The sequence below is a fragment of the Singulisphaera rosea genome (genome assembly GCF_054877945.1).
The window spans coordinates 214,600-227,230 of the sequence record NZ_JBTYIP020000005.1 but is presented as its reverse complement, the minus strand read 5'-3'; the positions used below and the strand labels follow the sequence as shown (position 1 = coordinate 227,230).

Sequence of the window (12,631 nt, the reverse complement as noted above, 5' to 3'; positions counted from 1 at the left end):
CACGTTCGAGTCCCCTCGTCGTTCAGCGAAGTCGGACGCTCCCTTGCGAAGGAACCGCGAGGATTGTTCGCCCGGCCTCGAGACCCGCAGTGGCCTCCTCGTACCGAAAGGAGTCGGAACGGATGGTCGAGCCGTCTCGGCGCACGCGATCGTTGCGAACCTGGATCCTCGGATGCGTCGGCCTCCTGGCCGGTTGCTCCACGGTCCATCGTTCGAAGCTCGACGAGTGCCACACGCTGAGCCGCACAATCCAGTCGGAAAACTCCCGGCTCAAGGACATGGTCCTCAGCCAGAAATCCGAATACGAGGACCTCGCCCAACGCGCCGACGACGACGCCCGACGTCTCGCCGCCAAGGACGAGGAGAACAAGCTCCTCCACAAGAGCGTGCTCACCTATCAGGATGAGCTGGAGAAGGTGGGCGTCGAGCTCAACCAGATCAAGAGCAAGATCAGGGTCGCCGCGAACCCGATCTCGACGAGTACCCTCGAACGCTTCGAGACCTTCGCGAAATCCCACGCGGGCTGCGAATTCGACCCCAAGTCGGCGACATTGACCGTCACGACCGACCAGCTCTTCCAACCCGGGACAGACCGGGTCAAGCCCGAGGCTCGCTCGTTGATGCAGTCGGTCGCCAACCTGCTCGAACAGCCGGAGTTGCGCGCGTACCACGTCCTCGTGGCGGGACACACCGCCGACTCCCCAATCCAGGCGACCGGGCTCCGCGACGAAGCGCCGAAGTCAGGCCACCTCAGCCTCGAGCGAGCGACCCGAGTCCGCGAGATGATCGCCTCCGACGGCCGGATCGACCCCGTCAGGATTGAGGTCGCCGGGTTCGAGGCGACCCAACCGAAGGACGACGGTCTCGACGACGGCGCTCGAGCCCAGAACCGTCGGATCGAAATCCAGATCCGACCCGACATGGTTGCATCGGGCGTCGGCAGCGACCCTTGACTTCCGCGCACCCCAACTCCCATAATCCAAACAATGTCGAAGGATCCGGGATCCACCCGCCAAACCCCTTTCGATCCGGGAGTTTAGACCTCATGTCTCCATCAATCTCCGCGTTTTGCGGGACATTGATCCTCCTCGGTGCGACCGCGGCCGGCGCGGCCGGTATTCAAGGCGAATACATTGAAGCACGCACTGCGGACGTGTTCACTGGCCCGTGTTTCTCCAATGCCGAAATTTTCATCTATGGCAAGCAGGCCGTGATGGCCTGGAAGGTGACGGAAGGCTCCTACAAGGGGGTCCGGCTGAACGGCCTGAGCGTCGCCGCGGCCGTCCAGGCGACCACGACCTTCTCCGAGGACAAGCCGGAGGAGGCGAAGGCGGTCTTGATCGTCGACGAGAAGGCGACGGCCCCTCAACGTGAGGCACTCGTGGCGATGGCCAGGGAACTCGGCGGCCAACGACTCTCCAACGTCGTGGACATCAAGCCGGCTCGGATCAGCTTGAAACTCGAGTCCCACTCCCCCGGCGAGGCCGAAGCGGCCCATGCCGCACACGGTATGCCCCACGCTCCCCGCGCCTCGTTCTGGGCCGCGGGCCTGGCCCAGATCTTGACCCGACCGCTCGACGACGGCGATCATTTCTGCGGCAACGAGGTCGTGGCCTACCAGCCGCTCTCCAAAGGGGTCGACGTCCTCCCTGCCTACACCCTCGGACACCAGTTCAAAGGGCAAGGCCTCGAGACCCGTTGGGACGACCCGAACTGCCGAAGCAGCTTCGTCGGCCATTTCGCGCTCTGAGTCTCCTCGAGAATGACCCGACTCGAGGCGTGTCGACAAGACACCGAGACGGGGGTCTCCGGACTGCAGCCTTCAGACGCCGAGGGAGGGCCCCATCATTGCGGCCTTTCCATCGGCGTTTCGCATCGCATCCTCGACGTCGAGGCCCCAAGCGACCGAGATCCAACACCCGCCCGCTTCTATTCACGAATCCTCGAGAATGGACATCCGAATGCGTTGGAACCCCCTCGTCCCCTTGCTCGCCCTGCTCCTCGCCCCCTCGATTGTTCTCGCCCAGGGGACTTACAAGATCGCGGCTATGAACGAGGCGCCTCCTGCTGGATACTCCGACGCGATCAAGGGCCAATTGAACAGTCAGGGGTATCGGGTCGTCGACGATCAGGGAAAACCCTACGCCGACTTCTGGCTTCGCAAGGTCGTCCCCGCCTCGGGCAAGCCGGGCGCGCCAAATGGGACGATCCAGTTCCCGGTCCTCGCGCCCGGCGAGTTGCTCGGTGCCCTCCGGTTCCCCGGCGAAGGTCGAGACTACCGCGACCAGTCGATCCCCCAGGGCCTGTACACCCTCCGCTACGGCCTCCAACCCGTCAACGGCGACCACCTGGGCGTGAGCACGTATCGCGACTACACGCTTCTGCTCCCCGCTTCGAAGGATAAGGGGTTGCCGACCCTCGCGAAGAAGGCGCTCGAAGAAGGGAGCGCGGAGTCGGCGGGGACAAGCCATCCGGCGATCCTGATGTTGCTCGGCGCCCCGGAATCCTCGGCGAAGGCCGCGCCGACGATGGTGCACGACGACGCCAAGGATACGTGGGGCGCCGTCGTCCCCTTGACCCTCGCGGTCAAGGGCGAGTCGGCCCCGGCTCTCCTTCCCGTCCAGTTCGTCCTGGTCGGCACGGCGGCGAACTGAACGACCAAATCCCCGATCACGGCGGCCTTCGTGGGTTCGAGACCGAACTCGGTTCATTCCGAGGCATGCCTCGGATCTCTAGCGAAGGTTCGCCGATCACCATTCGCATCTCTGCCTGGTCAACACGGAAGGGGCGATCATGCCTTTCCTTTTGCTGGTCGCCCTTTTCATCGGATTCGGGCTCGAGGAGGCGGTGACGACCGTCGACCAGCCCCAACCCGACTTCGGCTCGGGCCTAACCCATGTCTTCGGGAGTATCGCCACGGTCGCGGCCCTGGCGCTTGCCCTGGGGCGTTGGACGGCGAATCGAATCGGCCGGCTCGGCCGCGCGCCTCTGTGGTTCCGAAAACGCTATGCCTGGGGGATGACAGGGCTTGAGATCCTGTCCTTGATCGCTTACGCGGCGATCGTCCACCTGTGGGGCTGGCCGCAGATCGTCCGACTGGGGCTCGGGGGCGAGAAGATCCCCGTCGTCGACGAAACCCTGGTCTTGCTCCCCTATATCGCGATGCAGCTCGCGATCTGGTGGGGAGCCTACCCGGCCGAGCGGGCGATGCGATCGAGCCAGGTCTCGCGACGCCAGGCCACCCTGGTTCGACACCTGGTACTCCGCGCCCGACAGACCCTGGGCCTCGCGCTCCCAATGCTCCTGATCTTCTCGCTGGGCCAGGACGTGATCGAGCGCGTCTGGCCCCAATGGGGGACGAGCGCCTGGTCGCAACCGGCCGAAGTCGTGGTCATGGCCGGAGTGATGCTCGGACTCTCGCCGCTCTTCGTCCGCGCGGCCTGGCCGAGCTATTCGTTGCCGAAAGGTCCTCTGCGCGACCGGCTCGAACGACAGGCCTGTCGGCTCGGGTTCCGCTACACCGACATCCTCGTCTGGGACACGGGGAATGTCGTCGTCAACGCATGCGTCACGGGTGCGTTGCCCTGGTTCCGATACGTGCTCCTGAGCGATGCCCTGATCGACTCACTCGACCCTTACGAGATCTCGGCGGTGTTCGGCCACGAGTTGGGTCACATTGCGCACCGGCACCTTTTCTACTTCGGCTTCTTCTTCGCCGGCAGCCTTGGACTGCTCGCGATGTTCAACCAGTCGATCGACGCGAGCCTCATGTCTCTCTCGTCGCTCCTGGCGGGTCCGGAACATCCCGCGCTCGCCTCGATCATCGAGGCGACCGTCGTCCTTTCCGTGATCGGTGTCTACTTCCTGGTGGTGTTCGGCCACGTCTCCCGTAGGTTCGAACGCCAGGCCGACGTCTTCGGCTGCCAGTCGGTCTCCTGCGGCCTGACCGACTGCCCGCCGCACGCCGATCTCGACCATGACCCCGACCGCGGGCCCGCTGCGGTCGTGCCGTGCCCCGTCGGGATCCGGATCTTCTCGAATGCACTGGCGAGCGTCGCCACGCTCAACGGCATCGAGCCCCGAGCCCGATCCTGGCGACACGGGAGCATCGCCAGGCGCATCGCCTTCCTCCAGGAGCTCGAGGGCAAACCCGAGGCTGTGCGGACCTTCCAACGAGGCGTTTCCCGGCTCCGTTTCGCGGTCGCCGGGGTTCTCATCGCGCTTGCCTTGATCGCCCTCGCCTCGGGGACGATCTCCTGGCGCTAGGCCCCGGATCTGAGCCCGAGAGTTGTCTACACGCCTGCTTAAGTTTGCCATCCGGTCAGGTCACGGCTGTACCGAATGGACGACAAACGGCCCCTCGGCTGCACGATCGTCAGACTTTAGGAAAACCTTCACGATGCGTCTTTGAGGCTCCAGGGGAGTGTGGTATAGTCCCCCGCGTCATGCCGAAGCGGACAAAGGCACTGTCCGTCGAGCGACAAGGAGGTCGTCGCCATGCCCCAATGGCCTATTCGCGTCAAGATGATTGCCGGTCTCACCTTGGTGGTCGGGATGATGCTCACCCTCATGGGTGGCTCCATCTTCGGCCTCCACTCGTTCCACACCAGCATTTTGAAGCACGTCGACTCGCTCCATGAGCTCGGGGCATCGAAGGATCTGCTTCAACTCGTCGTCCGCCTCGAAAATGTGGGGAACCTCGACTCGCCCACCGACCGCCGCGAGCTCGAGCAGCGGGTGCTCAAGGCCCAAGAAGCCTTGAAGACGTATCACACCGAGCTGAAGAAGAACACGACGAAGAAGACTCGCGCCGACGACGGTCGCGACGAATTGGCGCTCGCGTTCCTGATCGACAGCGACCTCACCGCGATCCTGGCCGAGCTCCACCCCGAACGGAAGGTCGGCCCGCTCTTCGACGGGACCTCGACTTATCTCCACCGCCACCCCGAGAAGCAGCCCCCGCTCAAGGCGCGGTCGAGCTCGGATTCGACCCTGAACATGCGGATCGAGCGGCTGAACCAACGGGTCATGGAGCTGCCCGATATCCTCCATCAGGACCTGTATAGCGTCCTGCTGATGTCCAAAGGCCAGTACCAGACGAGCCGAGTCATCGTATGGACCTCGGCCCTTACCGTACTCGCAATGCTCTGCGGACTCGCGGCGCTCTTCCACCGCTGGGTCCTCTACCCGGTCCGCCTCCTCCAGCGCGGGGTCCGAAGGGTGGCTCGAGGGGGCTTCGACTACAAGATCGACCTCAAGACGGGGGATGAGATGCAGGGCCTCGCCGAGGCCTTCAACGACATGACCGCCCGATTGAGCGTCACATACGCCGATCTCGAGCGTCAAGTGAACGAACGGAGTCGTCAACTTGTGCGTTCAGAACGTCTGGCCGGCGTCGGGTTCCTCGCCGCGGGCGTCGCCCACGAGATCAACAATCCCCTCGCGTCGATCGCGTTCTGCTCCGAGGCGCTCGAACATCGACTCCGCTCGATGCTCGACGCGAGCGAGGGGAGCGACGCCAAGGTTATCCGCAATTATCTGCGGATGATCCAGGAAGAGGCGTTCCGCTGTAAGAACATCACCGAGAAGCTCCTGGATTTCTCCCGATGCGGCGAGATCCAGCGCGAGCGGACCGACCTGGCGGGCTTGATCCAGGGGGTCGTCGAGATGATCCGCCACATGGGCAAGTATCGCGGGAAGCACATCGTCTTCCAGCCCCGCGAGGCGGTCATGGCGCACGTCGACGGCCAGGAGATCAAGCAGGTGGTCTTGAATCTGGTCGTCAATGCGCTCGACTCGATGAACGCCGACGGGACGCTCCGGATCGAACTGCGACACGCCGAAGGGATGGCGGAGATGGTCTTCGACGACGAAGGGTGCGGGATGCCGCCCGAAGTCCTCGAGAACATCTTCGAGCCGTTCTTCACCAAGCGTAAGGTCGGCAAGGGGACCGGTCTCGGACTCTCGATCACGCACCGGATCGTCAACCAACATCACGGCGAGATCATGGCCACGAGCCCCGGCGAGGGTGCGGGCGCGACGTTCGTCGTGCGGCTCCCGATCCGAGCGGCCGAGACCACCACCGCCGACTCGTCGGCGAACCCGAAGAGCCACCGCGCGGCCTGAACGATTCCAATTCCGATGGTGGGGACCTCTCTGCCAATTGGTTGTGTCTCACGGAGGAGACCTGTCTCATGGAGAAGACCCACCCGGGAGGCTTGCGGATCCTGTTCGCCGACGACGAAGCCCATCTGCGCGACCTGATGCAGATGGAGCTCCCCCGCCTCGGCCATGAGGTCACCGTCTGCCCCGACGGCGCGGCGGCTATCCGCGCGTTGGAGAAGGGCTCGTACGACGCCGCGCTACTCGACTTGCGGATGCCCGGGATGACCGGGATCGAGGTCCTGGGAAAGGTGCGCCAACTCAACCCCGATACCCAGGTCATCATCCTGACCGGCCACGCGACCGTCGATACGGCGGTCCAGGCCCTCCGGCTCGGGGCGTTCGACTACTTGACCAAGCCTTGCAAGTGGGCCGAGCTCGAGGTCATCCTCAACAGGATCGCCGAGCGCCGCGACCTGACCAACAAGGCAGCCGCCCTGGAAAGCCGCCTCAAGTCGGCCGAGGGGACCCCCACCCTCATCGGCGACACCCCGTCGATGCTCTCCGTCAGGCGCCTGATCGACACCATCGCCCCGACCGACGCGAGCGTGATGATCCTGGGAGAGACCGGCACCGGCAAGGAGCTGATCGCCCGGAACCTCCACGACAAGAGCCGAAGGGCCGGACACGCTTTCATCCCCGTGAATTGCGGGGCGCTGCCGGAAAACCTCGTCGAGAGCGAGCTGTTCGGCCACCGCAAGGGCGCGTTCACCGGCGCCGACACGCACCGTAAGGGCCTGTTCGAGGTGGCCAACGGCGGCACCCTCTTCCTCGACGAAGTCGGCGAGCTCGACAAGAGCGTCCAGGTCAAGCTGCTGCGGTTCCTCGAGTCGGGCGAGATCCGTCGCGTCGGCGAGAACGACCCGTTCCGCGTCGACGTCCGCGTCCTCTGTGCGACGAACCGCGACCTCCGCGAGATGATCGAGGCCGACCAATTCCGGGAAGACCTCTTCTTCCGGATGAATACCTTCGAAATCCATCTCCCGGCGCTCCGCGAACGCAAGGCCGACATCCCCGCACTCGCAAAACACATGCTCACGCGATACACCTCGAAGCGGGGCAATCTCGACTCGGTCCTGACCCCCGAAGCGATCGAGTGCCTCATGGCGCACGACTGGCAGGGGAATATCCGCGAGCTCGCCAACGCCATCGAACGCGCCACGATCCTCGCAGGTGGAGGCCCGATCAGCCCCGAACACCTGCCGACCCAGGTCCCCGTGCGACGGCCGGCTTCGGCGACCTCGAACGGAACCGTCGTCCACGGCCCGCACTTCCAGATCCCCGACGGGAACCCGACCCTCCGCGACATCGAGATGAAGTACATCCAGGTCATCCTGGAGAAGCATAACGGCAACAAGCCCGCCGCCTCGAAGGAGCTCGGGATCAGCCTCAAGACCCTGTACAATAAGATCAATCAGCTCCAACAGCCTTGAGGCGTGAGAATCCTTTCGTCGCATCGCTTTTCGCATTTTTTCCCCGACCCGCCCCAACCCAAATGACGTCCTGAGGGGGACCTCAGTTCCCCCTCGGGTTCCGCAAGCAGGGACGTTCGACCTGCCCTCGATCTCGTCATATCAGTATATACCGATTCGTTAATTCGGTTCGCGGGTTAGGAGAGTTCTCCTACCGTTCGCCGTGCGATGTCCGCGATCGCGCGGTAGGATGGGCAATCCCACCCACATTCAGAATTCGGTCCAACTGGGAACGACCGAGGATATAATCGGGAGACGGCTCCGCTCGGGTTGCAGCGCAGAGGCGCTCTCGGGCGAAATACGCCCTCAATCAGAATCGGTTTCGGAGTGGACACCATGAGGGACTGGCACGGTGTCTTGCAATATGTTGGCCTCTCCGTCGTTGTGTCAGTCATCGTCCACTCACTGGTCAAACGTTTCGGCATCGCAATTTTTGTCATCGCGACGTCGTGCCCTGCGCTGAGCCTGTTCCTTGACGCCTGGTCGGTCGACTTTCAAGTAAATGTCGGCTGGATGGTCCCCTTGTTCCTCGTTGGTGGCTTCCTCGGGTTGCCGGTAGCCCTTGTGGTGGGCCTGCCATTCCTCGTAGCTCGGTCGGAGGGTCATGTCCAAGCGCCTGATCTGTTGGAGGTTCTGAGTCGGGTCGGGCGGCTGTCTGAGGAGGATCTCACCCGATAGAACGTGCGATGAACTTTAAATTAACTGGCCTTTATGGATTCCGACTCTGTTATCGAATGCTTCCGCCAGGTGAGAAATTCTCAGCAGGACCATCGATCTCGAGGCTACACTGCGCCCGCCATCAAATCTCAACAGTCGCACATGTCAAACAGTTCATCAAACTAGCTTTGCCTCGTTCGTCCAACCTCTCGGTCCGCGCCACGTCGTTCGATCTGCAACACGCTGCGGAACATTGCGATAGCTCCGGGGTTGCATCTTCATCGTGTCGAGCAATCCTCAAGGCCATGGACCATGACTGGAGAACGGATGCGCGTTGACATCTCGACAGCTCTCGCCATCCTGCTCCTGACGATCTCATACCAGGCGAGTCTTGCTCTGGACGGGTCCCTCAACGGCCGCAGGAATGCCCAGGATTCCTTGAAGGCGTACTCGGGACTCGTCGGAGGCTGGCGGGGTACGGGCCAGCCGGAACGTGGGAAGGTCCGAGGTTCCTGGCGCGAATCGGCCCGATGGAGCTGGAAACTTTCCAAGGAGACCGCGTCCCTGGAGGTCGCGATCGAGAAAGGGAAGTATCTCCGATCGGCGTCGTTGAACCCCGGTCCCCAGGCCAAGACGTTCGTCCTCAAGGCGACTCTCGCCGACGGGACCGAGCGAGTTTTCCAGGGCAAGGATCTTGGAACAAAAGCCCTCGTCTTGTCCGCGGGTGCGCCGGGAGAGGGGGTCCGCCGGATCACTCTCACGCCGCTTCACGACACCCGGTTCTTGATGAAGCTGGAGGCCCAGGACTCGGAAAACCAGGCGTACTACCAGCTCGCCGAGGTCGGCTACACGAGGGAAGGGGTGGCCTTCGCGGCCGGAGAGTCGGGGCCGACCTGCATCGTGACGGAAGGCCGAGGGACAACCCCCGTCACTTACAAGGGAAAGACCTACTACGTCTGCTGCTCGGGGTGCCGCGACCTCTTCAACGAGAACCCCGAGGCCGTCCTCGCCGAAGCCGCCGAACGGCAGAAGTCCCGGGATAAGAAGTGACGCCCTGTCCAGCATCGCTCGCGGAGAATCCTCGTCGTCGACGACCTTGGAGTCGTCGACGAGGGGCTTGATTTCGAACTCTGGCGAGGTTCTCAGGGATATCCTTTCCGCCGACGACGCATTCTAATAAGCGGTGCGGCCCCACGACTTCTCTCCCTCGCCGATCATCGGCTCGCGTGGGCTGCGTCCGGGACCTTGCGACGGTCCCCGCCTTTTGAAGAAGGAAGGGCACCCATGATGGACGGGAATCTCCGGCGACGTCGGTTTCTGCAATCGGCCTCGGCGTTGGGACTCGGGGCAGGCCTCGGCCACTGGGCAGGCCTGGGCGCGATCACGCCCGCTCGGGCGGCCGACCTGAAGGTCGGACCCGACGCTGTCCGCTTCCGCCCCGAAATCGAGCCGGTCGTCCGCTGGATCGAGGAGACCCCTCGCGAAAACGCCCTCGAGACGGCGATCGCTCAGTTGAAAGACGGACTGTCCTACCGCGATCTTCTCGCCGGCCTCTTCCTCGCCGGGATCCGGAACATCAAGCCCCACCCGGTCGGGTTCAAGTTCCACGCCGTGATGGTGATCAACTCGGCCCACCTCCTCGGTCAGACGGCGGCGGCGTCCGACCGACTCCTCCCGTTGCTCTGGGCGCTCGACAATTTCAAGGGCTCGCAGTTGCAGGACATCAAGGAGGGTGACTGGACCCTCAGCAAGGTGGACGAGTCCCGACTGCCCCGGCCCGAGAAGGCGAAAGCGGAATATCTTCGCGCGATGAATGCCTGGGACTACGAGTCCGCCGACGTCGCGATCGCCGCCCTCTGCCGCTCCTCGGGTGCGGCCGAGACCATGGAACCCATCTGGCGGATGGCTATCCGAGACCAGCGCAACATCGGCCACAAGGCGATCTTCGCCGCCCAGAGCTGGCGAACCTTGCAGGCGATCGGCTGGCAGCACGCGGAGCCGGTCGTCCGCTCCCTCACCTCGGGCCTCCTCGACACTCACGGCGACTCGCGCCCCGTCGTGGTCGGCCCCTATGAAGCAAATCTCGAGAACGCCGCGAAGATCAACGACGCCTGGCAGGTCGGCAAGGCCGACCCGGGAGCCACCCGAAGCCTCCTGCAAGCCATGCGCGAGGGTAGCCCCGAATCGGCGTCGGCCGAGGCCGTCGCGCTACTGAATCGAGGGGTCGCCCCCGACTCGCTCTGGGATGCCGTCGTCCTCTGCGCCAGCGAGTTGCTGATGCGCAGCCCGGGCATCCTCGCCCTCCACGCCGTTACGTCCTCCAACTCGCTCCACTTCATCTACGGCGCGACCGGCGACGAGACCACCCGTCGTCTCGCCTTGCTCCAGGCCGTCGGCTGGCAGCCGCTCTTCCGAGGTGCCATCAAGCCCGGCGACTCGATCTCGATCGACGGCCTCCAGCCGATCAAGCCCGAGACCACCGGCAAGGACAAGGACGAAGCCATCGGCGAGATCTTCGAGGCGGTGAACGAAAACCGGGGGACCGCCACCGCCAAGGCCCTGGGCTACCTCGAATCCGGGGGAACGCCCGACATCCTCTTTGCCGCCGCCCGTCGCATGATCTTCCACAAGGGCCGGGACAGCCACGACTACAAGTACGCCGCAGCCGCCTGGGAAGAGTGCCAGCTCGCCGCCGACCCGAAGTGGCACGCCCCCCTCGCCGCTGCCATGATGTTCTATCTCCCGGGCGCCAAGACTCCCGACAGCCCCCTCATGAACCGCGCCCGCGAGGCCGTGGGCAAGGTCCTCGGCTGAGCCGGCGTTTCGGAATACGAGGTCATTTTTCGCGAAGGCGCAAGGCACACAGATATTCAGAGGATCGATAGCAGGGGCTGGTAATCCCCGAGAGACCCGGTCTTGACTAAAGACCGGGTTTCGATCAAATATCCAGGACTCAGATGGCTTCTTGAATTTCGCAATTTTTAATCTCAAACATTCGCATTGAATCCTTTGGTCGGCGAGATCGGGCCACCTGCTATTGCCACAGATTGCTCGAAGCTAACCCAATTGAGTGGGGCGCTTCGATACAATTTCAAATAGGATTGCAATTAATATTACAAGGCACTCTCGTGTCGTCATGGGAAGGTACGGTTCATGGAGGATTGAATGATGAAATTGCTTCTCGTCCTCGCCTTGTGCTCCCCATTCGCCACCGAAGCCAAAGACGATTCGAGCGCCCCTGAGAGCTCTCTTACGTCGCTCGCCGGAGATTATGGTTACAGCGATGGATTCACCGGCCACGCGCTTTCGATCACCCCCGAAGGACGATACACGTCAGAAACCGATGGTTGCATGGGTCTCTTCGACTGCAACTCGGGATCCGTCGAGATCGTCGCCGGGGGGATTCGCTTGGAGCCCGATCGCATCAACCTCACAAGGCTACGATTTTACTTTTTCTCTATGAGGGAAACCCTCTCGATGATGACCGGAGGTCTGGTCTCAGAGATTTTCGAGGGCGAACGACGGGCAGTGCCGGATATTGATGAGATAACCTCTGCTTTTCGGGGTTTAGGCACAAGAGTGGGCGAGTTCGTCACGGAGTATCGCGAGGGGAACAAATCGGTCGAATTGGTCCCTGTCCGTTGGGGCAAGTGGATGCATCTCGTCCCGCGCGAGGACGCCTCGAAATACTGCAACCTCGTCAATCTCGGATGGGTCGCTTGCAAGCCCGCGCAGAGTTTCTTCCTAAGAGGCGATGATGCCAAGTTCGAGCCCATAGGTCTGCCAGACGTGCCCGGAGGCTGGAAACCGATGCTCCTCCTGGCACCATTGGACGGTCAGATCGAAGAGGTCAAGTCCGACGGTAGAGCTCGCATCGATCTAGGGATCCAAGACGGAATCTGGAAGGGCATGTGGCTCGATACGGACTCGGGCGATGCCATCGTCGTGCGGGTTTCCGCGACTACCGCCATCATCGAGCGGACCAACGATCAAGGTCACCCGTTTCGAAAAGGAGAGCGTTTCTCTTCAAAAACCAAGCGCCTTCAGTAGATTTTCAAAAACAATCAATACAAATACAAGAGATTAACCAGGCATTCAACGCGAGGCATTCCGAGCCGGCTCACTCGAATTCGATGAAGCCACGAATCATTCGACGAATCCCGAGAGGGCCACCGTATGCAAGTGCTCGCAGAATCGCCCGAGGCGAGCGACATCGAGGAACCGGGCGATGTCGCGAGGTTGGATCGCCCGCCCCGTTCAAACGTTGGCCTGTCACTTTAACGCTTGGTTCTCAATCAGGATTTCCCTCGCGGCCGGTTAATCGAGGTGATCGAGTCCGC

At 62.8% G+C, this 12,631-nt stretch carries 9 protein-coding genes; all 9 read left to right on the top strand.

What is annotated here, in order from left to right:
* Positions 1 to 122 precede the first annotated feature (122 nt).
* The 9 genes from ACYOEI_RS11965 to ACYOEI_RS11925 all read left to right on the top strand — a co-directional run bounded on the left by ACYOEI_RS11965 (position 123) and on the right by ACYOEI_RS11925 (position 12,341).
* Complete coding sequence (locus ACYOEI_RS11965; protein ID WP_462849755.1) at positions 123 to 953, top strand: OmpA/MotB family protein; 831 nt, start codon at positions 123 to 125, stop codon at positions 951 to 953.
* 92 nt (positions 954 to 1,045) lie between these two features.
* Positions 1,046 to 1,750 carry a DUF1326 domain-containing protein gene (locus ACYOEI_RS11960; RefSeq protein WP_462849754.1) on the top strand — a complete coding sequence of 235 codons (705 nt, stop codon included), beginning with the start codon at positions 1,046 to 1,048 and terminating at the stop codon, positions 1,748 to 1,750.
* Between the two features lie 211 nt (positions 1,751 to 1,961).
* The gene (locus tag ACYOEI_RS11955; RefSeq protein ID WP_462849753.1) at positions 1,962 to 2,654 is read left to right on the top strand and encodes a hypothetical protein; all 693 of its coding nucleotides are present in this window, start codon (positions 1,962 to 1,964) and stop codon (positions 2,652 to 2,654) included.
* Between the two features lie 139 nt (positions 2,655 to 2,793).
* Positions 2,794 to 4,266: a M48 family metallopeptidase gene (locus ACYOEI_RS11950; RefSeq protein WP_462849752.1), complete on the top strand. Its 1,473-nt coding sequence runs from the start codon at positions 2,794 to 2,796 to the stop codon at positions 4,264 to 4,266.
* A gap of 231 nt (positions 4,267 to 4,497) precedes the next feature.
* Positions 4,498 to 6,126, top strand: a complete 1,629-nt coding sequence (locus ACYOEI_RS11945) for a sensor histidine kinase (protein WP_462849751.1) — start codon at positions 4,498 to 4,500, stop codon at positions 6,124 to 6,126.
* Positions 6,127 to 6,194: 68 nt separating this feature from the next.
* Positions 6,195 to 7,595: a sigma-54-dependent transcriptional regulator gene (locus ACYOEI_RS11940; RefSeq protein ID WP_462849750.1), complete on the top strand. Its 1,401-nt coding sequence runs from the start codon at positions 6,195 to 6,197 to the stop codon at positions 7,593 to 7,595.
* Between the two features lie 1,023 nt (positions 7,596 to 8,618).
* Positions 8,619 to 9,341, top strand: coding sequence for a hypothetical protein (locus ACYOEI_RS11935; RefSeq protein ID WP_462849749.1), 723 nt, complete (start codon positions 8,619 to 8,621; stop codon positions 9,339 to 9,341).
* Positions 9,342 to 9,575: 234 nt separating this feature from the next.
* Positions 9,576 to 11,105, top strand: coding sequence for a hypothetical protein (locus ACYOEI_RS11930; protein WP_462849748.1), 1,530 nt, complete (start codon positions 9,576 to 9,578; stop codon positions 11,103 to 11,105).
* A 351-nt stretch (positions 11,106 to 11,456) separates the two neighbouring features.
* Entirely contained in the window at positions 11,457 to 12,341 is an 885-nt protein-coding gene (locus tag ACYOEI_RS11925) for a hypothetical protein (RefSeq protein ID WP_462849747.1), read from the top strand.
* The last annotated feature ends 290 nt before the right edge of the window (positions 12,342 to 12,631 follow it).

Excerpts from the sequence above, each read along its gene's own strand:
- ACYOEI_RS11965 (WP_462849755.1), top strand. The coding sequence starts at position 123 with ATGGTCGAGCCGTCTCGGCGCACGCGATCGTTGCGAACCTGGATCCTC.
- ACYOEI_RS11960 (WP_462849754.1), top strand. The coding sequence starts at position 1,046 with ATGTCTCCATCAATCTCCGCGTTTTGCGGGACATTGATCCTCCTCGGT.
- ACYOEI_RS11955 (WP_462849753.1), top strand. The coding sequence starts at position 1,962 with ATGCGTTGGAACCCCCTCGTCCCCTTGCTCGCCCTGCTCCTCGCCCCC.
- ACYOEI_RS11950 (WP_462849752.1), top strand. The coding sequence starts at position 2,794 with ATGCCTTTCCTTTTGCTGGTCGCCCTTTTCATCGGATTCGGGCTCGAG.
- ACYOEI_RS11945 (WP_462849751.1), top strand. The coding sequence starts at position 4,498 with ATGCCCCAATGGCCTATTCGCGTCAAGATGATTGCCGGTCTCACCTTG.
- ACYOEI_RS11940 (WP_462849750.1), top strand. The coding sequence starts at position 6,195 with ATGGAGAAGACCCACCCGGGAGGCTTGCGGATCCTGTTCGCCGACGAC.
- ACYOEI_RS11935 (WP_462849749.1), top strand. The coding sequence starts at position 8,619 with ATGCGCGTTGACATCTCGACAGCTCTCGCCATCCTGCTCCTGACGATC.
- ACYOEI_RS11930 (WP_462849748.1), top strand. The coding sequence starts at position 9,576 with ATGATGGACGGGAATCTCCGGCGACGTCGGTTTCTGCAATCGGCCTCG.
- ACYOEI_RS11925 (WP_462849747.1), top strand. The coding sequence starts at position 11,457 with ATGATGAAATTGCTTCTCGTCCTCGCCTTGTGCTCCCCATTCGCCACC.